Annotated in this window: 17 protein-coding genes and 1 riboswitch; of the genes, 11 read left to right on the forward strand and 6 right to left on the reverse strand. The window is 65.9% G+C overall.

Going from position 1 to position 22,801, the window contains the following annotated elements; all coding sequences use genetic code 11:
- The first annotated feature begins 11 nt into the window (after window positions 1-11).
- The 7 genes from E5S66_RS03920 (at window position 12) to E5S66_RS03950 (ending at window position 11,896) form a co-directional block, all read left to right on the forward strand.
- Window positions 12-1,763, forward strand: coding sequence for a phosphoenolpyruvate carboxykinase (GTP) (locus E5S66_RS03920; protein WP_138347651.1), 1,752 nt, complete (start codon window positions 12-14; stop codon window positions 1,761-1,763).
- A gap of 256 nt (window positions 1,764-2,019) precedes the next feature.
- Window positions 2,020-5,085: a TonB-dependent receptor gene (locus E5S66_RS03925; RefSeq protein WP_138347653.1), complete on the forward strand. Its 3,066-nt coding sequence runs from the start codon at window positions 2,020-2,022 to the stop codon at window positions 5,083-5,085.
- A 594-nt stretch (window positions 5,086-5,679) separates the two neighbouring features.
- A complete protein-coding gene (locus E5S66_RS03930) occupies window positions 5,680-8,646 on the forward strand; it encodes a TonB-dependent receptor (protein WP_138347655.1) in 2,967 nt (988 codons plus the stop codon).
- A gap of 143 nt (window positions 8,647-8,789) precedes the next feature.
- Window positions 8,790-9,896 (forward strand): tetratricopeptide repeat protein, encoded by a 1,107-nt coding sequence (locus tag E5S66_RS03935; protein WP_138347657.1) that lies wholly within the window; start codon window positions 8,790-8,792, stop codon window positions 9,894-9,896.
- A 32-nt stretch (window positions 9,897-9,928) separates the two neighbouring features.
- On the forward strand, window positions 9,929-10,501 hold the full coding sequence (locus tag E5S66_RS03940) for an RNA polymerase sigma factor (RefSeq protein WP_138347659.1): 573 nt from the start codon (window positions 9,929-9,931) through the stop codon (window positions 10,499-10,501).
- The gene (locus E5S66_RS03945) at window positions 10,498-10,995 is read left to right on the forward strand and encodes a hypothetical protein (protein ID WP_138347661.1); all 498 of its coding nucleotides are present in this window, start codon (window positions 10,498-10,500) and stop codon (window positions 10,993-10,995) included. Before E5S66_RS03940 ends, E5S66_RS03945 begins: the two co-directional genes overlap by 4 nt.
- Window positions 10,996-11,005: 10 nt before the next feature.
- Window positions 11,006-11,896, forward strand: coding sequence for a DUF4097 family beta strand repeat-containing protein (locus tag E5S66_RS03950; protein ID WP_171033463.1), 891 nt, complete (start codon window positions 11,006-11,008; stop codon window positions 11,894-11,896).
- Window positions 11,897-12,007: 111 nt separating this feature from the next.
- Here the strand turns inward: E5S66_RS03950 and E5S66_RS03955 are convergent, their stop codons facing one another.
- Both E5S66_RS03955 and hslO read right to left on the reverse strand, forming a co-directional pair.
- Window positions 12,008-12,832: an XOO1806 family protein gene (locus E5S66_RS03955; protein ID WP_028839847.1), complete on the reverse strand. Its 825-nt coding sequence runs from the start codon at window positions 12,830-12,832 to the stop codon at window positions 12,008-12,010.
- A gap of 238 nt (window positions 12,833-13,070) precedes the next feature.
- Window positions 13,071-13,970, reverse strand: a complete 900-nt coding sequence (gene hslO, locus E5S66_RS03960) for an Hsp33 family molecular chaperone HslO (protein WP_138347665.1) — start codon at window positions 13,968-13,970, stop codon at window positions 13,071-13,073.
- Between the two features lie 103 nt (window positions 13,971-14,073).
- Between hslO and mtgA the strand changes: the two genes are divergently transcribed.
- Genes mtgA through E5S66_RS03975 form a run of 3 tightly spaced genes read left to right on the forward strand, consistent with a single transcriptional unit; the run spans window position 14,074 to window position 16,316 of the window.
- Window positions 14,074-14,829 carry a monofunctional biosynthetic peptidoglycan transglycosylase gene (gene mtgA, locus E5S66_RS03965; protein WP_138347667.1) on the forward strand — a complete coding sequence of 252 codons (756 nt, stop codon included), beginning with the start codon at window positions 14,074-14,076 and terminating at the stop codon, window positions 14,827-14,829.
- A gap of 46 nt (window positions 14,830-14,875) precedes the next feature.
- On the forward strand, window positions 14,876-15,928 hold the full coding sequence (locus E5S66_RS03970; protein ID WP_138347669.1) for a glycosyltransferase family 2 protein: 1,053 nt from the start codon (window positions 14,876-14,878) through the stop codon (window positions 15,926-15,928).
- Window positions 15,888-16,316: a CBS domain-containing protein gene (locus E5S66_RS03975; protein WP_138347671.1), complete on the forward strand. Its 429-nt coding sequence runs from the start codon at window positions 15,888-15,890 to the stop codon at window positions 16,314-16,316. Before E5S66_RS03970 ends, E5S66_RS03975 begins: the two co-directional genes overlap by 41 nt.
- A 28-nt stretch (window positions 16,317-16,344) precedes the next feature.
- Here the strand turns inward: E5S66_RS03975 and E5S66_RS03980 are convergent, their stop codons facing one another.
- The 3 genes from E5S66_RS03980 to E5S66_RS03990 all read right to left on the reverse strand — a co-directional run bounded on the left by E5S66_RS03980 (window position 16,345) and on the right by E5S66_RS03990 (window position 20,328).
- The gene (locus E5S66_RS03980; protein WP_138347673.1) at window positions 16,345-16,578 is read right to left on the reverse strand and encodes a hypothetical protein; all 234 of its coding nucleotides are present in this window, start codon (window positions 16,576-16,578) and stop codon (window positions 16,345-16,347) included.
- Window positions 16,579-16,655: 77 nt separating this feature from the next.
- A complete protein-coding gene (locus E5S66_RS03985; protein ID WP_138347851.1) occupies window positions 16,656-18,545 on the reverse strand; it encodes an AsmA family protein in 1,890 nt (629 codons plus the stop codon).
- Between the two features lie 178 nt (window positions 18,546-18,723).
- Complete coding sequence (locus E5S66_RS03990) at window positions 18,724-20,328, reverse strand: peptide chain release factor 3 (protein WP_138347675.1); 1,605 nt, start codon at window positions 20,326-20,328, stop codon at window positions 18,724-18,726.
- Window positions 20,329-20,488: 160 nt separating this feature from the next.
- Between E5S66_RS03990 and E5S66_RS03995 the strand changes: the two genes are divergently transcribed.
- Window positions 20,489-21,607, forward strand: a complete 1,119-nt coding sequence (locus tag E5S66_RS03995; RefSeq protein ID WP_028839841.1) for an HDOD domain-containing protein — start codon at window positions 20,489-20,491, stop codon at window positions 21,605-21,607.
- Here the strand turns inward: E5S66_RS03995 and E5S66_RS04000 are convergent.
- Window positions 21,520-22,422: a M23 family metallopeptidase gene (locus E5S66_RS04000; protein WP_246037120.1), complete on the reverse strand. Its 903-nt coding sequence runs from the start codon at window positions 22,420-22,422 to the stop codon at window positions 21,520-21,522. The two genes, E5S66_RS03995 and E5S66_RS04000, sit on opposite strands and share 88 nt — an antisense overlap.
- A 238-nt stretch (window positions 22,423-22,660) precedes the next feature.
- A riboswitch (SAM riboswitch) is annotated at window positions 22,661-22,782 on the forward strand.
- The last annotated feature ends 19 nt before the right edge of the window (window positions 22,783-22,801 follow it).

Raw genomic sequence — 22,801 nt, forward strand, 5'->3', positions numbered from 1 at the left:
ACTCCCGATTCATGACCAGCAAACTTGACCGATTGAACCAATGGGTTGCCGAGGTGGCGCGCCTGACCCGGCCTGATGCCATCCAGTGGTGCGACGGCAGCGACACCGAGAACGCGGCGCTGATCGACAAGATGCTGGCCGACGGCACCCTGCACCGGCTCAACGACGACACCCATCCCGGCAGCTACCTGCACCGCTCGCACCCGGACGACGTTGCCCGCGTCGAGCACCTGACCTACGTGTGCACCACCCATCACGAGGACGCCGGCCCGAACAACCACTGGATGGCGCCGGACGAAGCCCATGCCGAGATCGACGCCCTGTTCGACGGCTGCATGCAGGGCCGCACGATGTACGTGATCCCGTATTGCATGGGACCCATTGATTCACCGCTGTCGCGCTGCGGCGTGGAAATCACCGACTCGCCCTACGTGGTCGCCAACATGCGGATCATGACCCGCATGGGCGCCGCCGCGCTGGCCCGCATCGAGCGCGACGGCAGCTTCGTCAAGGGCCTGCATTCGATCGGCGAGCTCGATCCCAACCGCCGCTACATCATGCATTTCCCCGAAGAGCTCACGATCAAGTCCTACGGTTCCGGCTACGGCGGCAACGCCTTGCTGGGCAAGAAGTGCCACGCCCTGCGCATCGCCAGCCACCAGGCGCGCAGCGAAGGTTGGCTGGCCGAGCACATGCTGATCCTCGGGATCGAAAACCCGCAGGGCCAGACCCACTACATCGCCGCCGCGTTCCCTTCCGCCTGCGGCAAGACCAACCTCGCCATGCTGATCCCGCCGCAAGGCTATCGCCAGGATGGCTGGAAGATCTGGACCATCGGCGACGACATCTGCTGGATGCGTCCGGGCCCCGATGGCCGCATGTACGCGATCAACCCGGAAGCCGGCTTCTTCGGCGTGGCGCCCGGGACTTCGAACAAGTCCAACCCGAACGCGCTGGCTTCGATCCAGTCCAACACCATCTTCACCAATGTCGGCGTGACCGCCGATAACCAGCCGTGGTGGGAAGGCATCGACAACGGCCAGGCGCCGGTCACCGACTGGCAGGGCCAGCCCTACGACGCCGGCGTGCGCCCGGCCGCGCATCCCAATTCCCGCTTCACCGTCAGCGCGAGGCAGTGCCCCTCGTACTCGGCGATGGCCGAAGACCCGCAGGGCGTGCCGATCAGCGCCATCGTCTTCGGCGGTCGCCGCGCCTCGCTGGTACCGCTGGTGTTCGAAGCCCGCGACTGGACCCACGGCGTGCTGGTCGGCGCCGCGATGGGCTCCGAAACCACCGCCGCCGCCACCGGCGCGGTGGGCGTGATGCGCCGCGACCCGATGGCGATGAAGCCGTTCTGCGGCTACAACTTCGCCGACTACTTCGCCCACTGGCTGAGCTTCGACCAGGACGGCGCGAAGCTGCCCAAGGTCTTCCACGTCAACTGGTTCCGCAAGGGCGACGACGGCAAGTTCCTGTGGCCCGGCTTCGGCGACAACCTGCGCGTGCTGGAGTGGATGATCCGCCGGGTCGAAGGCAGCGGGGCCGCCACCGAGACCCCCATCGGCCACCTGCCGGCGGCAGGCGATCTCAACCTCGATGGCGTCACCCTGTCAGAGGAGGCCCGTGACAAGCTGTTCGGCCTCGACCGCGCCGGCTGGCAGGCCGAGTTCGCCAACCTCGGCGAGTACCTCGCCGAGTACGGCCCGCGCCTGCCGCAGGCGCTGCTGGACGAGCAGCAGCGCATTGCCGACACGCTGGCTTGAGCGGGTAGCTACACGGCTGCATCCGAAGCCCCGCCTCGTGCGGGGCTTCGCTTTTCAGGCGTCTGCGCCGCCTGCGTAAACATGTCGAGACGGTGACCGTTGCCCACGAAACTGAATGCGTGTTCCACAAGATGAATGCGGTCTGAGGGGGTTGTTAAATAAATGTTGACTGCTCTATAGTCGGGAAGTCAGGCCGTCTGAGGTCGGGCGTACTTGATTTCCTTTGTCACTTCGTCCCTATGGGGGTTACAACAAAATGGCTTCTAACTACCTCGCGAAAGGCCTGAAGCGCAGCGCGTTGACCGTTGCTCTGGGTCTGTGCTTCGCTGGCGGCGTTCAGGCGCAGAGCACCAGCGGTGCAATCTCCGGCTCCGTGCCGGCCGGTTCCACCGTGACCATCAGCAACAACAGCGGCCTGACTCGTACCGTCACCGCCGACGCCAATGGCCGCTACAGCGCCAGCAACCTCCCGGTCGGTGCTTACACCGTTGTCTCCGGTGGCAGCAAGCGCGAAATCGTCGTGACCGTGGGTTCGAACACCAACGTCTCGTTCGGTGGCGATACCACCACGCTGGGCACCGTGACGGTGACTGGTGCCACCATCGCATCCATCGATACCTCCGCGGTCGACACCCGCTCCGTGCTCACCGCCCAGCAGATCGAGCGTCTGCCGCTGGCGCGTTCGGCAGAAGCCATTGCGCTGCTTGCTCCTGGTGCGGTTTCCGGCGCCGCGGGCTTCTTCGGCGGCCTGGTCTCCTTCGGTGGCGCTGGCGTGTCGGAAAACGCCTACTACGTCAACGGCTACTTCACCGGCGAGCCGCTGTCCAACCTCGGTGGCTTCACGCTGCCTTACGGTGCGATCGAGCAGCAGGAAACCTTCATCGGTGGCTACAGCGCCAAGTACGGTCGTTCCGATGGCGGCGTGATCAACCAGATCGGCAAGCGCGGCACCAATGAATGGAAGTTCGGTGGTCAGGTGACTTACACCCCGAAGAACCTGCGCGGCAACAACGACGACTTGTATCTGCCGAACATTGACTTCTCGGAGTTCAACAAGAACCTGCCGGCGACCTGCGGCGACGACGGAGCAACGCAGTGTGCGTATGCTTACGAAAACGCTGACAAGGCCGGCGACCTGTATTCGCGCGGCAAGGAGTCCAATTCCTGGAACCACTCCTACAGCATGTACGCGGGTGGTCCGATCATCAAGGATCGCCTGTTCATTTATGGTGCGGCCGAGTGGACCAAGAATGAGTCGACCAATGCGCCGACCTCGCTGAGTTCCACCTTTAACCGCACGGATTGGGAAACCGATACTCCCAAGCTGTACGCGAAACTGGACTGGAGCATCAGCGACAACCACTTCCTCGAAGCCACCTATCTGCGCCAGAAGACCGATCAGAGCGGTGTTTATTATTCGTACGATTTCGACGCCGGCACTTCTGGCGCGCAGAAGACGGATAGCTTCCCTGACAGTCTTGAGCAGAAAAACGAATACGCGATTCTGAAGTACACGGGGTACCTTACCGACTCCCTGACGCTCAATGCCACTTACGGTCAAGGCAAGCTGCAGACGTTGAGCTCGCCGTACCTGATGCCTGGCAAGGCTGTGATCAATAATCCGATCAATCAAAACCCGGCGCTGAACGGCGGGACGCCGATCCGCAGTCCGCAAACCGGTAACAGCGGGCGTAACTCCACCAATGAAACCAGCGGTCTGCGGGCGGATCTGGAATGGGTGGTGGGCGACCATACGCTGACCTTCGGTGTCGACAACATCAAGTTCGAAGCTTCCAACGAAGGCTCCACCCAGTTCATCGACCGTTGGTACTACGCCAAGACCACAGGCAACATCGTTCCGGGACACGTTGGCAATCCTTCGTCGACCGCGAATCCCACCGGTTACTATGTGTACAAGCTGCTGTTCAACACCGCGACCAGCATGTCGCTGGACCAGAAGGCTTGGTACATCGAAGACCGTTGGCAGGTGACTGACAACTTCCTGTTGTCGCTCGGCGTTCGCAATGACCAGTTCACCAACGCCAACAACATCGGCGAGAAGTATCTCGATGCCAAGAACCAGTGGGCGCCGCGTCTGGGCTTCGCGTGGGACGTGAGCGGCGACGCGTCGTTCAAGGTGTTCGGTAATGCCGGCCGCTACTTCCTTGCCATGCCGAACAACGTCGCCATCCGCGGTGCCTCGGCTTCGACCTTCACCCGCGAGTACTTCACCTACACCGGCATCGACGCCAACGGCGTTCCCACCGGGCTGACGGCGGTGCCCCGCACTGACGGCGAAAGCGGTCCGTACTCTGCTAACGGTGAGTACGGTCAGCCGATCGACGTGCTGGCTTTTGCACCGAAGGATCTGAAGAACATGTATCAGGATGAATACCTCCTGGGCATGGAGAAGATGTTGAACGAGAACTGGATGCTGGGTGTCAAGCTGACCAAGCGCGAATTGAAGTCCGCGATGGATGACATCTGCGATCCGGGTCGCATGGAAGCCGCGCTGGTCAAGAAGGGGATCGATCCCGACTCCGTTGAGATCCCGGGCTGCTTCATGTTCAATCCGGGTGGCACCAACACCTTCAGCCTGAAGAACGCCAGCGGCACTGGGCGTACCGAAATCGTGATGTCGGCGGCAGATTGGGGCTTTGTTGACAGCATGAAGCGCGGCTACACCGGTATCGATGTTTACCTGGAGCGTGCGTTCGATGGCAAGTGGGAAGCTCGCCTCGACTACACCTACAGCAAGAGCAAGGGCAACATGGAAGGCCAGGTGAAGTCCGAGTTTGGCCAGGACAACATCTCCAAGACCCAGGACTGGGATGCCGCCGAAATCATGATGTTCGCCAATGGCTATCTGGCAAACGATCGCCGCCACCAGCTGAAGCTGCGCGGCAGCTACATGATTAATGACGAGTGGATGGTCGGCGGAAACATCCGGATCAATTCCGGTAGCCCGTTCAGCTGCCTCGGTTACTTCAACCCGGGCAACATTGACGAGAACTCGCCCGCAGCCGATCCAATTGGCTACGGTTCTTCTTACCATACGTGCTTCGGTGGAGTTGCAACCCCGGGCTCCAAGCGCAACCCCTGGACCCGTACCGTCGATCTGGGTGTGACCTATCGCCCGGCTTTCCTCGACAAGAAACTGTCTCTGGGAATGCAGGTGCGCAACGTGCTTAACGCCAATGGCGTGTTGCAGTCCGATGTCACCTCAGAAGAGTCGCCGTACGTGGTGTCGAACACCTTCATGCTGCCGCAGGGTCGCCAGACCCCGCGGACCGTGGTGTTTACCGCGTCCTACGACTGGTAATGCAAGCTGCCCCCGGATGATCGAGAGATCATCCGGTTTGAAAAAAATTGGCCGGCCTTCGCATGAAGGCCGGCTTTTTTGTTGATGCCTTCTGTGTGTTCGAGCCGGCGTTGCATCAAAATCACCACGCTCATGCATGGTCACGCCACAGCTGCAGGAAACTGAAGTCGATGACGATATTGGACTGTCGCGCTGCGCGGACTTGGTTAACGTATCGGCATTTGAACAGCTCTACCGCCGCCACCACGGGCGCGTGCAGGATGATCGTGCGGCTGGTGGGGGGATTACCGTAGGGCCGCGTCTGCCTCCCGCAGGAAGCCGATGATCTGTTCTTAGGAAAAGCTTCTTCACGCTTTCTTGTCGCTAGGGATTGGACCTCAGATCGCGGTGCTACTCGGAATGTCGTGTAGGTCGCCGGCTTGGCTTGGCGCACCTGCAGCCCGAAGGAGGCTGAACAGCAGTCCGGCAAAATGAATGGGGGTTAAGGGCTTGTTAAGCAAAAGCTGACTGCTCTATAGTCTGGACGTCGGGCCGTGTAAGGTCGGGCTTGCTTTTGACACTTTTTGTCACTTTACCAATGGGGGTTACAGATAAATGGCTTATAACAACCTTGCCAAAGGCTTGAAGCGAAGCGCACTAACGCTGGCGCTTGGGCTCTGCTTTGTTGGCGCTGCAATCGCGGCCAACTCCGGCGGCTTGCGCATCAGCATCAAAGGGGCCGATGGCCAGCCCGTGGCCGGCGCAACCGTCAAGCTGAGCTCTCCCTCCAGTCTGATCTCGAAGAGCGGCTTGACCGACGCAAACGGCAACGTCAACATCGTCGGCCTCGATCCGGCCACCAACTACACGATCCAGGTGCAGGCCTCGGGTTACAGCCCCTTCAGCAGCAGCAACGTCGCGGTAGTCAGCGACAAGAACCTGAGCGTGGGCTACGTGCTGGGGCGCACTGGGGGTGGTGACGCCACCAACCTCGACGCCATCGTGGTGACCGGTACGTCGCTGGCAGCGGTGGACACCACCTCGGCCACGGTCTCCACCGTCCTGACGCTGGAGCAAGTGGAAGCCCTTCCCACCGCGCGCAGCTATCAGAGCTACTTGCAGCTGGTGCCCGGCGTGAAGCCCAGCAGCGGCGGCAACCCGTCTTCCAAGTCGGGCGTCAACTACGCCGACATCGGCGGTGCGGTCGGCCAGTCCACCGACAACCTCTACTATATCGATGGCGTCAACGTCACCGACCCGCTTACCGGTACCTTTGGTTCCAACCTCAACTCCGAGATCATCCAGGAACTGCAGGTGATGACCGGCGGCGTGCCGGCGGAATTTGCCGGCGGCGCCGGCCTGATCTCCAAGGTCATCACCAAGTCGGGCGGCAACGAGTTCCACGGTTCCATCAACTACTACCTGCAGAACTCCAACCTGGTGGCGAAGAACAAGCACCTGGCCGCCAGCGAGTTCTCCACCTACGATGCCGCCGTCACCCTTGGTGGCCCCATCCTCAAGGATCGGATCTGGTTCTTCGGGTCGTTCCAGAAAAAGAACCACGAAGAGGATGTCACCGATCCGGTGTCGCAGCAGTTCATGCGCTCCGTCTCCCGTGAGAGCGATCTGGCGTTCGGCAAGATCACTTGGCAGGTCACTGACAATGATCGAGTGACCGCGACCTTCTTCAATGATCCGACGACGATCAGCGGCTCGCTCAGCCCGAGTGTGGTCAACAGCCGGAGCAACATCACCGAGCAGGGTGGCGACAACTACAAGATCGACTACTCGCACGACTGGGACAGCTTCAGCATCGGCGCCTACGCCTTCCGTCATGAAGGGCAGCTTTCATCGCTCTCATCGACGTCCGATCCGTTCAACAACGTCGCCTACCACACGGATCGCACGACCAAGACAAATGCCGATCTGAGCCTGGGTGGTAGCGGTGCGAACACCCTCACCAACCGCGACAATGAGGAAATCGGCCTCAATTTCGACTGGTACCTGTCCACCAGCTGGGGCGAACACACGATCCGCGGCGGACTGCTGCGGAACGAAGGTTCGTACACCGAGCAGGTGGCCTATCTCGGCGCCGGCGCTGCCGGTGCGCGCTACACCTCGATCAGTTCGGCCGACGCGGGCATCACCCTGGCGGACTACTTCAGCAACACCTACGGCTGGCGAGGCACCCGCCAAGTCCAGCAGTCCGACTTGGCCCGTATCGAGGCCGCAACCGGAATGACCTCTGCCCAGTTGCTGGCAACCACGCTCAGCGATACCACCGGCAACCCCGACGGCATGGTCAACGTCTATCGTATCCTGCAGTCCGCAAACGAGGGCCTCGGTTATACCGTCATCAACAAGCAGACCGCGCTCTACCTCCAGGATCAGTGGACGCGTGGGCAGTGGTCGGCGAATGTCGGGGCGCGCTTCGAGCGCAACGAAATGGTCAACTCGGCCGGCGGCAGCATCCACAAGTTCGATTGGGACATTGCTCCGCGCGTGTCGGTGACCTACGACCTCGATGGGGACGGTCGCAGCAAGATCTGGGGCTTCTACGGCCGCTACTACGACCCGGTGCGCGCCGATATGGCCGACTTCGCGGGCGCGGTGACCGGCCCGACCTACGATGAACAGATCAACATCAACGGCACCTGGTACACCTACCGCCAGCGCGGCCCGGGTGACGCCGCCGTGGCGCCGACCACCAAGACGCCGTACACGGACGAGATCATGCTCGGCTTCGCCACCACGTTCGGCACCGATGTGGGTCTGTCGATCGCGTTGACCAGCCGCAAGACCCGCGACCTGCTGGAAGACTACGACCTGAGCCTGTACTCGGATCCGACCACGCCGTGTGGTAGCTACGGCGCCGCGTGCCCGAGCTCGCCCTTCTACATCCCGTACGAATATTTCGGCTACTCGGGCAACCCGGGCACCAACTACGTGCTGGCCACGCTGGTTGGCGGCAAGCGCAACTACAACGGCTTTGAAGTCACGCTCCAGAAGTTCAAGAGCGACAACTGGCAGGCCGCCGCGAACTACACCTTCAATGGTGCCAAGGGCAACTCCAACTCGGATGGCAACGCCGACTTCCAGGGCGACTGGATCGCGCTGGATCCGCGTGCCCCCAACCAGTACGGCCCGCAGCCGGGCAACATCAAGCACCAGTTCAAGGCCTGGGGCTCGTACGAGTTCGACTTCGGTCTTGAGTTGAGCGGCGTGTTCAACTGGAACAGTGGCGTTCTGTACAGCCGTACCTATTCGCTGTATGGCCGCAATCTGCCGGAGATGGGTCCCGACTACGTGTACGGCGACGTGGAGGACAGCTGGCTGGCCCCGGGTGCTGTGGGCGGCGAGAACGGCCCGGCGTACTACACGCTGGATGTGCGTGCCAAGTACACCCGTCCGCTGCCGGTTGGCAAGATCGAGGTGTTCCTGGACGTGTTCAACATCCTCGACAAGCAGTCTGCGACCTCGGAAATGGACCTGCTTGCGGGTAACGGCGTGTACGCCTTTGGCGAAGCCAACGCCTGGGTTGAGCCGCGGCGTGCCTACCTGGGCCTCCGCTACTCGTTCTGATCCGGGTTCGACAACGGTGAAGTACTGAGGGGCCGGCGCGAAAGCGCCGGCCCCTTTTCATTGGGTCACCGAGCTGGCGCTTGACATGGCGTTGGTGCGGTGTATACGGACTGAGGTAGGCCTTCCGAGGGAGCGCAACTCCGATGCTGGAATGGGTTCTGTCGGCCGCATTGGTCATGCAGCCTGCGCTGCAAAACAAGGTTGGTACGGCTGCTGGCGCGGTGCCGTTGCCAGCAGCAGTGGTGGCCTTGCCAGAAGACCTGCGAAACTCCTTCCGCAGGGAGGTCATCGAGGCAACCCGTTTCCCCGAGGCGCGACTCGAGCGCCTGATAGAGTTCGTGTTCGACAAGAACGGACTTGGCATTGGCTACAAGGCCGATGCGACTCTCACCATTGCTGAGGCTGTCGAGACGCGCACAGCCAATTGCCTGACTTCGACCATGTTGGTTGTTGCGCTCGCGCGCGAAGCGGGACTCACAGCGCATGGGCAGCTGGTTGAGGGTGTTCCTGTGTGGGGTGCGGAAGGCGAGCTGGTGATACAGAGCCGACACGCCAACGCTATCGTGGATGTGGGGGGGCGACGACGCTTCGTGGTCGATGTGGACGCAAGCGGATCCGAAGCGACTCGCGCGGTCCATCCGGTTGAAGACACCCAACTGCTGGCAAGTTTTTACGGGAACCGTGCCGCCGAGCTCATGCTGGAAGGGCGGTACGAGGCCGCCAAAGCATGGTTGGACATCGCGATCAGCCACGGTCCAGAGGATGTTGCGCTCTGGAACAACGCAGGCGTACTCAGCCTGCGAATGGGCAGGCCAGACGAGGCCGAAGCTTGGTTCCTGAAGGTGGTGCAGATCGCTCCGGATCAAGTCAGCGCATTGTCGAACCTGGTGGATTTCTACAGGCGTCAGGGTGACACGGCGCAGATGCTCGAGTGGCGCGCCAAGTCCGAGCGGGTGCTGCGCAAGGCGCCCTACCACCAATATCAGCTGGGATGGCAGAGCGAGATGGCAGGCGAGCCGCAAGTGGCCGCCCGTCATTATCGTCAAGCGATTCGTCTGGCCCGTGGCGAGCATCGGTTTCATTTCGCCTTGGCCCGTACCTATTTTGCGATGGGCCGTCTGGGTAAAGCAGATCGGGAGTTGGCTCAGGCCCACGCCCTCACCCAAGGAACCCTGCGTGCAAGCTACGGGGACAAGCTCGCGACATTGAGGACTCTGCGCAGGGGAGCAGGCAGGTCGCCAGGGGACTAAACCATTGCGCTCTCTTCTGCATCACAGTACCTATGCTGATGCAGACCATACCGCTACCGCAGGCCACTGAAACCGACGACGACGCCGGATTGGCGCGGCGCGCGGCCCGCGCCGATGTGTCCGCCTTCGAGCAGCTCTATCGCCGTCACCACCTCCGCGTGCACGGGGTGATCGTGCGGCTGGTGGGGCAGGCGGGTGCGCAGGCGGAGGATCTGACCCAGGAAGCGTTCCTGCGCGCCTGGCAGGCGTTGCCCAGCTTCCGCTTTGAAAGCGCGGTGTCGACCTGGTTGCACCGGCTGGCGGTCAACACCGCGCTGATGGAGCTGCGTTCCCGGCGCAGCCGGCCGTGGCAGGAAGATGACGACGACGCGCTCGATGCGGTGTCCACGCCGGATACGGTCGGCCGCGCCGTGCTCGGGCGCGACCTGGAGCGCGCGGTCGCCAGTCTGCCGCCGCGTGCGCGTGCGGTGTTGGTACTGCACGACGTGGAAGGCTGGAAGCACGAGGAAATCGCCGGTGAGCTGGGCATGGCGGTGGGCAGTTCGAAGGCGCAGCTGCATCGCGCACGCGGGCTGCTGCGCGCGCGGATCGGAGAGACGGCATGAGTACGGAACACGAAATCGGCGAGGCCGCTTTGCGCATGGCGCTGCAGTCGCTGCGTCGGGACATCGAACCCGGGCACGATCTGTGGCCGGGCATCGCGGCGAAACTGTCGGCGCAACGGATGGCGAAACCGCCTCCGCGCCGCATCTGGCCATTCGCGATGGCGGCATCGATGCTGCTGGCGCTGGGGCTGGCCCGGCAGGGTGCACCGGATCAGGTGCGTCCGGTGGCGGTGTCCGCACCGACCCCTGCGGCGGTCGCGCCGGTGGTCAGCGAGGCGGAGGCCTTGACCCTGCACTACCAGGCCGCGCTGCGCGAGCTGGACGCCGCTGCGACTCCGGCCAGTTGGCAGCCTGGACTGGACGCGCTGGATCACGGTGCCCAGCAAGTGCTCGCTGCCCTGCGCTTGCATCCGCAGTCCCCGCAGCTGTTGGAGCAACTGCGCCAGATCTATGCCCGCCGGCTCGCCCTGTCGCGCCGCGCCCTTTTTGCCTGAGGAATCGATGATGAAAATCCTTGCCGGAATGTTGTGGACTGCGCTGGCCGCCGCGAGCGCGCTGCCGGCCATGGCGGCGACGCCGATCAGCCAGACCCGCCCGCTGGATGCACGCGGCCGGGTCGAAATCGAAAACCTCAAGGGGAAAGTCGAAGTGGTGGCCTGGGATCGGCCGGAAGTGAAGCTGACCGGTACGCTGGGCGATGGTGTGGAAAAGCTGTCGGTCGAGGGCGACGGCCGCGTGCTGCGGATCAAGGTTCGGTATCCGTCGCGCAGCGGCAATGCGCAGCCCACGCACCTGATGGTGCAGATGCCCTTGCTGGCCGACCTGGAGGTGGAAACCGTGTCCGCGGACATCAGCGTCACCGGTATGGCCTCGCGCGAGCTGGAGCTGGAGTCGGTCAGCGGCGACATCGTCGCCAACGGTGCGCCGAGGCGCGGCGGCATCAGCTCTGTGAGCGGTGATATCCGGCTGGCGATGAACAGCAAGGAGCTGCGGGTGGAGACGGTCAGCGGCCAACTGGTCGTTCAGGGGCGACTGGACGGGGCGATCGCGCTGGAAAGCGTGTCGGGAGACATCCGTCTGGACACGCTGGGCGAGCATGCGCGCAAGCTCGCGGCGAGTTCGGTGTCCGGTGACATGGATCTGAATCTGGCGCTGGCCGACGACGGCGAGATCCGGATGGAAAGCGTGAGCGGCGACCTGCGCCTGCGCCTGCCGGCGGACCTGTCGGCGCAGGTGTCCGGCGAAAGCTTCAGCGGCGACCTGGCCGCGCCGGGTGCGAAGATCCGCAAGGAGGAATTCGGCCCCGGCTCCAGCTTCCGCGTGCGTTACGGCGCCGGCAAGGGCGATATCCGCATGCAGACTTTTTCTGGCGACGCGCGGCTGGTCCTGCCCTGATCGCCAGCGCTGTGACAGGTGCTGCGAAAACGAAAAGGCCGCATCGAATGCGGCCTTTTCCTGTTGCGCCTGACGTTGAGCTGCCGCTGCGTGGCGGGCGCGGGCGGCGCCTCAGAGATCCTGCTGGTAGCGCACGTAGGGCACGGTGCCTTCGTCGCTGGGATCGCCCTTGATCTGGAACGGGTTCTTGCCGCGGGTGACGACGTTGTCGGCGCCGACGCTGAGCTGGCCGTTCCACGGGGTACGCCAGGTCAGGCCAAGGCCCAGGCCTTTCCAGACTTCGCTTTCACCCGGGACGTTGACCACCCGGCCGATGATGTTGGCGCCGAATGCGCCATAGCCGCCACCGACGCTGAGGCTGCGGGTGTTCCACTGGTCGGCCAGCTGCGGCACGTCCGCCGCGGGGACCAGGCGGGCGCGGGCGACGGTGCCGCCGACGCTGACGAAGCCTTCGCGGCTGATCGCCTTTTCCGCGAACAGCGAGAAGTCGTTCTGGTTGTAGCGCGCAGGACCGGCCTGGCCGGGAGTCAACCACGCGGGCAGGGTGTCGCGCCCGGTGCCGAAGCTCAACCCCAGTTTGCCGCCATTGCGGGCCAGGCTCACTCCGGCGTTGGCATGGCGACTGCCCGAGCCGGGTTTGTCATCGTCCACCGAGGCCAACACGCAGTTGCTTGCCAGCTGGCCGATGGCGGGTGCAACGCCGTTGCGGCGATCACACAGCAGTGCCAGCGAATCGCCGGTCTGCAGGCCGTAGGTCGCTTCCAGCGTGGTCTTGCCGAAGCGCCAGCGCGAGCCGGCAGTGGCGGGCTCCAACAGCAGCACCGCTTCCAGCTTGCCGCTGTCGCGGTTGAGCACCGGCACGACCCTGGAGTTGCTGCGCTTGTCCTTTTTCGCCTGCGCGTTGACGTTGCCGCTGGCAAACACCAGGGCAAGCACGGCGGCGGCAAGTGGCAGGAATCGCTGGGTCATGCTGATGTGACCGGCTTGTTAAGCCGAAGTTCCCCGGTAAAACGACAGGACTGCCGGAAAATCCTAGCCCGTTTATGTTTATTTAACAATAGCGCCGGGATGCGGGACTGCCCGGCGCGGCAGTCCGTCAGCGGCGCGTCGATGGCGATTCCACGGGATGAGTGCCACTCAGCGCCGGGTGCCTGGTGGCCCCGATCCGATCGAATTACTGCAACCCGGGTGCCGCCGGCTGGATGCCGGCCTCACGGCTGAACAGGGCCGCGATCTGGCTGGCGTCGAAACCGTAGCCCTGGCCGCAGAATTCACACAGGATCGAGGCGGTGCCGTGTCCGGCGTCCACCGCGGCGTCGGCCTCATCGCGGCCCAGCGACACCAGCATGCCCTCCACCCGCTCGCGCGAGCAGGAGCAGGCGAAGCGCAGCGCCTTCTCGCCGACCAGCTGCGGGGCTTCCTCGTGGAACAGGCGGTGGACCACGTCGGCCGGCGCCAGCGCCAGCAATTCCTCGCTGCCGAGGGTGTCGAACAGCGCGCTGGCGCGGCGGAAGCCGTCCTCATCGCCCTCTTCACCCGGCAATTTCTGCAGCAGCAGGCCGGCGGCGCGCTGGCCGTTGCAGGCCAGCAGCAGGCGGGTGGGCAGCTGTTCGGACTGGCGGAAATAATCCTCGAATGCCGCGTCCAGGCGTTCCGCCTCCAGTGCCACCAGGCCCTGGTAGCGCATCGGCTCGCCATTGCCCAGTGGCGGGTTCTCGATGGTGATGGCCAGCAGCGCGTCCGCGCCCAGCGCGCGCAGGTTGCGCGACGGGGCGTCGGCGGACTCGTTCAGGCGGACGATGCCGCGCAGGGTGCCGGCGGCGGTGCATTCGGCGAACAGGGTGCTGATCGCGCCCTTGCTGCGCAGCTGCACCGACAACCGGCCATCGACCTTGGCATGGCCTGTGAACAGCGCGGCGGCGGCAGCGGCTTCGCCCAGCAGCTCGGCGGCGGCTGGCGGGTAATCGGCGCGCGCGGCGATGCTGCGCCAGGTCTCGCCCAGGTGCACGGCCACGCCGCGCACGCCGGCGGCCGGAAGCAGGAAGCGCAGCTGCGCGTCGGGGATGTTGTTCATGTGGGTACCGTGGAAGAGCCCGGATGCGGATAATCCGCGGGCAGCAGGGGATGATGATGAATCGAGATGGGGCGCGCAGGCGCCATTCGCAAGGCGCCGCGGCATGAGCGGCGGAACCCGCAAGCGTCGGTTGCGCGGCTGGTGGTGGAAATTGCCGCTGCTGTTCGTGGCGTTCAGCGTGCTGCAGGTGCTGGCGCTGCGCTTCGTCGATCCGCCGATATCGGCGTTCATGGCGGCGCGCTGGCTGGATGCGGCGCTGGCCGGCAATCCCGGTTTCCGCATCGCCCATGACTGGCGCGACCTGCGGGCGATCTCGCCGAACCTGCCGCTGGCGCTGGTGGCGGCGGAAGACCAGAACTTCGCCCAGCACCACGGCTTCGATTTCGCCGCCATCGAAAAGGCGCAGGCGCACAACGAGAAGATGCGCGCGCGCGCCGAGAAGCGCGGCACGCCGGTCAAGCGCATCCGCGGCGCCAGCACCATCAGCCAGCAGACCGCCAAGAACCTGTTCCTGTGGCAGGGCATCGGGCCGACCCGCTGGCTGCGCAAGGGGCTGGAAGTCTGGTACACGGCGCTGATCGAGGCGCTGTGGCCGAAGCGGCGGATCCTCGAGGTGTACGCCAACATCGCCGAGTTCGGCGATGGCGTGTACGGCGCGCAGGCGGCGTCGCGCAGCTTCTTCGGCAAGGACGCATCGCGCCTCGGCCGGGCGGAGGCGGCGCGGCTGGCGGCGGTGCTGCCCAGCCCGAAGCGCTACAGCGCGGCCAGGCCGGGGCCGTACGTGCAGCGCCGCGCGGCGGCGATCCAGCGGCAGATGGGGGCGATGGGCGGCACCGGCTATCTGCGCACGCTGGATTGAGCGGCGGTGCGCCTGGCCAGGACAATGCGGCTGGCATACTTCGCGGATGGATGGAATCGCGCCGGAACACCGCTGCCTGACCCTCGTCGTTGCCGCCTTCAACGAGGAAGAGGCGCTGCCGCGCCTGCAGCCGCGCATCCGCGCGGCGCTGGACATGGCCGAGGCGGAAGGCCTGGAAGCGCGCGTGCTGTATGTCGATGACGGCAGCCGCGACGGCACCTGGCCGGTGCTGCTGCAGTTCGCACGCGAGGATGCGCGGGTGGCGTTGCTGCGGCTGTCACGCAATTTCGGCAAGGAGGCGGCGCTGACCGCCGGGCTCGACCGCATCGAGCGCGGCGCGGCACTGATCCTGGATGCCGACGGGCAGGATCCGCCGGAACTGTTGCCGCAGTTCGTGGCGAAGTGGCGCGAAGGCCATGACGACGTGCACGGCACCCGCGTCGCCCGCGAGGGCGAGGGCGTGTTCAAGCGTGCCAGCGCGCACGGCTTCTACCGGATCATCGGCGCGCTGTCGAAGACGCCGGTGCCGCGCGACACCGGCGACTTCCGGCTGCTGTCGCCGCGCGCGCTGGCGGCGCTGCGGCAGCTGCGCGAACGCCATCGCTTCATGAAGGGGCTGTTCGGCTGGATCGGCTTCAATGCGGTGTCGGTGCCGTACCAGCGCGATGCGCGGGCGGCCGGGCGCAGCAAGTTCAACGCCTGGAAGCTGTGGAATTTCGCGCTGGAGGGGATCACCAGTTTTTCCACCGCGCCGCTGCGGCTGGCGACTTACGCCGGCCTGGTCACCGCGCTGTTCGCGTTCGGCTACGGCAGCTGGGTCATCCTGAAGGCACTGTTGTGGGGCGACCAGGTGGCGGGCTGGCCGTCGATGATGGCGGTGATCCTGTTCCTGGGCGGCGTGCAGCTGATGGCGCTGGGCCTGATCGGCGAATATCTGGGCCGGCTGTACGAGGAATCCAAGCAGCGCCCGCTGTATCTCATCGACGCCTGGCGGCCGGCGGAGGGAGTATCCTCGGGCCGGCATCCAGATCTTCTTCCCGGAACGAAAGGAGTCCGCCATGCGCACGGTGCGGCAGCTGCTGGAGGCGAAATCGCCTGAGGTCATCGCGATCGGACCGGAAGCGCCGGTCATCGATGCCATCCGCCTGATGGCCGAACGCGGCATCGGTGCGCTGGTGGTGATGGATGGCGCGCGATTGGCCGGGATCCTTTCCGAGCGCGATTACGCGCGCAAGATCGTGCTGCAGGGGCGTTCGTCCCGGGACACGCCGGTGCGCGACATCATGACCGCCGAGGTTGTGACGGTGGCGCCGGGCGACCACATCGACCATTGCATGCAGCTGGTAACCGACCGCCGCATCCGCCACCTGCCGGTGGTCGACGGCGGCGCGGTGGTTGGCGTGCTTTCCATCGGCGATCTGGTCAAGACCGTGATCGAGCTGCAGCGCCGCGACATCGACCAGCTTCAGCGCTACATCGCATCCTGACTATCGCGGGCCGGCCCGCGATCGGGCCTCAGCTCTTGTCGATGACTTCCGACACCAGCTTGATCAGCTTGTCGTAGTTGTCGGCCTGTCCCTTCATCGCCGCCAGGTACGGCGCCAGCGCCGGCTGCAGCGAGACCGGCATCGGCGGCATTCCGGCCATGAGCATCGGCGGGGGAATGTTCAGCATCGCCTTGAAGCCGGCATTGGTGCTGGAAAGTACGCTGAGCTGCGTCTGCAGGATGGTTTTGGTGCTGGCATCCACGGCGGGGTCCTCGGAGTGGGCGGCTGGTTGCCGCAACTCCGGGTACAACGGCGCCATCGGCAGACGCCGGCCACGGCTCAGCGCGCGTAGCGTCCGCCGCAGTCGGAATCCTTGCCGGGGCCGGGCTCGAACGTGGCCAGCAGCGCCGCAGGCGGGGCGATGCTGGACAGCGCCAACGCCAGCGCCGCGCGCAGGCCGACGCGCGCGAGATCGGGCCGGAACGAGGGGTCCTTGAAGGTGCCGCCAACCAGCAGCGGCGCACGGAACACGAACAGGCTGCGGTCCTTGGGACGCGGCCGCAGCTTCAGGTCCAGGGTTTCATCGCGCAGGCTGATCCGCCCCTCGCCGACCAGGATCGTGTCGGTGGTATCGAAGGCCAGGCCGCGGGATGTCATCACCCCGCCGGCGACCGCGAAGTCGCCCCAGGCGCAGCGGATCGGGACGCGCCGATCCTTGGTCAGCAGGAACTTGAGCGCTTCCTGCACGTCCAGCCCCGCCAGTTCCATCACCAGGTTGCTGATCCGGCCGCGGCCCATGCCGATGGCGACCTCGCCGTCGGCGCTGCCCAGCATGCGGGCAACGGAATTGCCGCTGCCGGCCAGTGCCATGTCGCCGCTGATCCGGCCAATGGCGTCCTTGGCCATGTCCGGCGTCGGCAGTAGTTTCTCCAGCGCCAGCCCGCGCACCTTCACTTGCGCACGCGTGCGGATTGGCGTGCGGCGCGCGTCCATGCGGATGGTCGAACGAATGTCGCCGCCGGCCACGCCGAAGTTCAGCGGCTCCAGGCGCAGCATGCCGTCTTCCAGCAGCAGGTGGGCATCCATGTCGTCCAGCGGCAGCGACGGCGCGTTGATGCGATGCGCCTTCAGCCGCACGTCGGCATCCATCGCGCGCAGGCGGTCGAGTTCGTACGGCTTGTCCGGCAGCAGCCGCGCGCTGGCGTTCTGCGTGGCCGCACGTGCGGCCAGTTCCGGGTTGGTCGATTCGCCGGCCTGCGGTGCGCCGCCGAGGAAGCCCGCCAGATCGTCCAGGTCCAGCCGCCGCGACTGCAGGTCGGCCTGCAGCAACGGCCGCGCACCGCCGGTGGTGACGGCCGCGTCGCCGGACAGGTCGCTGTCGCCGACCTTGCCGGTGAAGCCGTCGTAGTGCCAGGTGGTGCGCTTTGCGGCGATGTCGCGGGTCAGCCGTCCATCCAGCGAGAACGGCGGCGTGTCCGGCGTGACCACGCCGATCAGCGGATACAGGTCAGCGAGGTTCTTGCCGCGCAGCGCCAGCTTGAGGTCGAAGTCGCGGAAGCGCAGCGGGTCGAGCAGGGTGCCGCGCGCATGCGCGCGGGTGGCGCCTGCGGCCGCGCGCAGATCGATGCGATAGGGTCGCCGGGTACGGCGCAGTTCCAGCGGCGATTCGGCGCTGCCGGCCACGGTGAAAGCATTCCCGCTCCAGCGGCCGCCGCCTTTGACCGCGATCGGCGGTTCCGCGTCGCCCTTGCGGCGCGGCTGGCTGTCCAGCGCCAGCTGGATGTCGGTCTTGCGGGCTGGATCGTAGAAGCCCAGCTGGCCGCCGGCGATGTGGATGTTGCGGAATTCCGGCAGCCGGGAATCGCCGCGCTTGCCGAATACCCAGTTGCCGCTGCCGCCCGGTTGGCGCTGCAGATGCAGGACCGGGCGCGCCAGCACGATGCGCGGGATCTGCAACTCGCCGCGCAGCAGCGGCCACAGCCGCAGGTCGAACTGCAGCCGCTCCACCCGCGCCATCTGCGGTTCGCGGGCCCAGGGGGCGTTGGCCAGGCGCAGGCCGGCGGCGCTGATGGTCGAGGTGCTGCCCAGATCGACGTCGAGATCGCCCTCGATCCGGAACTCGCGCCCGGTCTGGGCGCTGACGTGGTGCTCGATTGGTCCCTTGAACCAGTTCCAGTCCCACAGCAGGATCAGCACCGCCAGCGCCAGCAGCAATCCGGCAAACGCCATCCACCACGGATGCCGCAGCAGCGGATGGCGACGTTCGGTGCGGGGCGCTTGCTTGGGGGCAGGAGCATTCACGGCCCGAGCTTGGCCGTCGTGCCATCAACCGACGGTGAAAGCCGCGCGCAGGTTCACGCGGCCGTTGCGAATTTCCGCGCCGGCGTTCGGCGCGGGTTCACCTCGCTCAGCCGGCGTCTGCGGTCAGTGCGTGCTCGCGGGTGGCGAGGAATTCCACGCCCGGCGCGCGCTCCTGCGCCAGCTGCAGGTTGACCCGGCTGGGCGCCAGATACACCAGCGCGCCGGACGCGTCGATGGCGAGGTTCAGCGCGTTCTTCTCGCGGAACTCCTCCAGCTTCTTCGCGTCGCTGCAGCGGATCCAGCGCGCGGTGGCCACCTGCACCTGTTCGAAGATCGCCTCGACGCCGTATTCGTCCTTCAACCGGTAGGCCGCCACGTCGAACTGCAGCACGCCGACCGCACCCAGCACCAGGTCGTTGCTCATCAGCGGCTTGAAGAACTGGGTGGCGCCTTCCTCGCTCAGCTGCGCCAGGCCCTTCTGCAGCTGCTTGAGCTTGAGCGGATCGCGCAGGCGGGCGCGGCGGAACAGCTCCGGGGCGAAGCTGGGAATGCCGGTGAACGACAGCTTCTCGCCTTCGGTGAAGGTGTCGCCGATGGAAATGGTGCCGTGGTTGTGGATGCCGATCACGTCGCCCGGGTAGGCGCTTTCGGCGATCTCGCGGTCGCTGGCCATGAAGGTCAGCGCATTGGCCAGCTTCACTTCCTTGCCGCTGCGCACGTGGAACGCCTTCATGCCGGCGCTGAACTTGCCCGAACACACGCGCATGAAGGCGACGCGGTCGCGGTGCATCGGGTCCATGTTGGCCTGGATCTTGAACACGAAGCCGGTGAGCTTGTTTTCCGAAGCGGCCACTTCGCGGCCGGTGGTGGCGCGGGTGCCGGGCGCGGGCGCGTGCTGCACGAAGAAATCCAGCAGCGGCTGCACGCCGAAGTTGTTGACACCGGAGCCGAAGAACACCGGCGACTGCCGGCCGGCCAGGTATTCGGCCTGGTCGAACGACGCCGACGCACCCTGCACCAGCTCCAGCTGCTCGCGCACCTCGGCCAGCATCGGCGCGCCGATGGCGGCCTCCACGCCCGGATCGTCCAGCGACGGGAAGATGGTGGAGTCCTGGCGGGTGAAGTTGCGCCCGGATTCGTACAGATGCACTTCGCCGCTGATCAGGTGCACCACGCCCTTCAGGCGCTTGCCCATGCCGATCGGCCAGGTCACCGGCGCGCACTGGATGCCCAGCACCGATTCGATCTCGTCCAGCAGATCGATCGGGTCCTTGCCCTCGCGGTCGAGCTTGTTGACGAAGGTCATGATCGGCGTGTCGCGCAGGCGGCACACCTCCATCAGCTTGATGGTGCGCTCCTCCACGCCCTTGGCGACGTCGATCACCATCAGCGCGGAATCCACCGCGGTGAGCACGCGGTAGGTGTCCTCGCCGAAGTCGGCGTGGCCGGGCGTGTCCAGCAGGTTGACGATGCGGCCCTCGTAGGGGAACTGCATCACCGAGCTGGTCACGGAGATGCCGCGCTCCTTCTCCAGCGCCATCCAGTCGGATGTCGCGTGGCGGGCGGCCTTGCGGCCCTTGACCGAACCGGCCATCTGGATCGCGCCCCCGAACAGCAACAGCTTTTCGGTGAGCGTGGTCTTGCCGGCGTCGGGGTGGGAGATGATGGCGAAAGTGCGACGGCGCGCAGCTTCGATAGCGACTTCTGACATTGCCAAATTATACCGGCGGGGGCAGCATGGCCGCAGCGGGGCCGGGCCTGCCCGGGTTTCGCGTTTCGTGGATGCATGTCGCCGCAGGCAACGGCGACTCCGCGCGAATCCGCCGCCATGTTCGCGGCGCCCCGGGGAATCCCGTTCAGAAGGTGTCGTAGTGCACATAGTCATTGTCGGTGAGGATGCGGCGCGGGCCGCCGAATTCGAAGGCCTGCTGGCCGATTTCGGGCTGGACTGGGATATCGCCTGGCTACCGGAAGGCGTGCAGGTGGAGGCGGGCATGCCCGCGTTCGACGTGTTCGTGTGCGGGCTGAGCCCCGGCGCCATGAGCGGGCCGGAGATGCTGGCGCGGGTTGCCGCGCTGTATCCGCAGGCGGTCCGCATCCTGCTGCTGGACCAGTCGCCCAACGAGGCCAGCGTGGACATCGCGCAGGGGCTGGAATGCGCACACCGCGTGCTCGGCCGGCCGCTGGATCCGGGCGAGCTGGTAGCGGCGGTGGAAAGCGTCATCGAACTGCGCGAGCTGCTCGACAACGAGGCGCTCAAGAAGACCCTGGGCCGGATCAGTTCGCTGCCGCCGCCGCCGCGGCTGTACCTGCAGCTGACCCGCCTGCTGCGCGACCCGGAAGCCAGCAACCAGGCCATTTCGCAGGCGCTGTCGCAGGACCCGGCGATTGCCGCCAAGGTGCTGCGGCTGTGCAACTCCGCCTATTTCTCCGGTGGCCGCGAGATCAGCGACATGCGCGCGGCGGTGCTGCGGTTGGGGCATCAGGCGCTGCTGCGGATGGTGCTGACCATCGAGGCGTTCGGTGGTGGCGGCTTCGGCAGCGGCAAGCAGCGCGAGGAAGTGCAGGATCGCGCGCTGCGCGCGTCCAATCTGGCCCGGCGGCTGCTGCCCGGTCCCAGCGCAGAACTGGCGGCTACCGCCAGCCTGCTGGCCGAAGTGGGCCGGCTGCTGCCCGGCGTGGCCGCGGGCGAGGAAGAGGAAACCAACGAATTCGGCGAACCCAAGCCGCACTACGCCGAGGCCGGCGCCTACCTGCTGGGTCTGTGGGGCCTGCCCATGCCGATCGTGGAGGCGGTGGCTTACCAGCGCCGGCCGGGGCAGATGCGTTCCGGCGGCTTCTGGGTCACCGGTGCGGTGCACGTGGCCAGCGCGCTGGTGGCCGGCAACGAGCCGGATGAAACCTACCTGCGCTCGGTTGGCATGCTCGACAAGCTGTCGCAGTGGCGCGATCTGGTGGAGCCGTCGGCGCTCGACGAAGAAGTGGCCTGAGCCCCAGCGGGCGCCCCGGCGCCCGTGCCTGCCTGTGCGGCCGGCATGCGGAAGGGGATCGCCTCCAGCTGCATGCCGCGATTGACCTGCACCGCGAAGTGCAGGTGCGGCGCGGTGCTGTAGCCGGTATTGCCGGACAGACCGATGCGCTGGCCGGCTTCGACCCGCTGGCCCACGCCCGCCAGTACCCCCGCTTCGGCCAGATGCGCGTACACCGCCATGCTGCCGTCGTCGTGCAGGATGCGGATGTAATTGGCGCGGCTGGCGTCGCGCGCGCGATCCAGGCCGTGGCCGCGATAGCCATCCTGCAATTGCATCACCACGCCGTCGCGCGCGGCCAGCACCGGCGTGCCCACCGGCACCGCGAAATCCAGCGCATAGCGGTTTTCCGCGTCGTGGTGGCTGTATTCCCCTTCGAAGCCCTGGTCGATGCAGGCCTGCGGCTGCGCCAGCGGCAGCCGGTAGGCCACGTCGCGCGGCCGCGCGTTGGAACTGCCGGGCACCCCGCGCAGGCGCAGCCGCGTCCAGCCTTCGCTGCCGGCGGGCGCCTGCAGCCGCGCCACCAGCGTGCTGCCCGCCGCAGCCACGCCGGCACGCGCCGGCAGCAGCGGCTGACTGGGCGGCGGCGCGCCGCCGGCGACGTCCAGCCGCACTTCGATCGGCCCGGCCAGCAGGTTATCGGCCCAGGCCAGATAGCCGTTGTCGCCCGCTTCGATGCGCAGCCTGGCGACCGCAGCAGGATCGTCCGCCGCAACCGCGGAGACATCGGTGGCGACGCACAGGCATGCCAGCAGCAGGATCGGGAACGGACGCATCGGAGAAGTATGCCGACGGTATGGCGGCTGCGCCCGCCTGCGGCCTCCCCCGATGCAGCAAGCGCGCGCCGTCATGTGACCCCGGTCGCACCCGAGTGGCTGGGCTTTGCCGGCGATTTCGCGGGAGTGCGTTTTCCCTGCCGGCGCGCGTCTGGCCGTCACATGAAATTTCGTTATCAACATCGCTTCATCCGAATGAAGCGATTGACATAACCGCCAGGCATGTCCAGACTGGCCGCATCCATCGAGACCGGCGGAGGGACAGGCCCTTTGATGCCGGGGCAACCAGACGGCGCGCGCAAGCGCGTTGGCGAGGTGCCAAATCCTGCGGGGACCTGAGCGTCTGCCGGAAGATGGTTGCGAAGCCGCAGGCTGCGGT

This window comes from Thermomonas fusca (assembly GCF_005862345.1).
Classification (GTDB): Bacteria; Pseudomonadota; Gammaproteobacteria; order Xanthomonadales; family Xanthomonadaceae; genus Thermomonas; species Thermomonas fusca.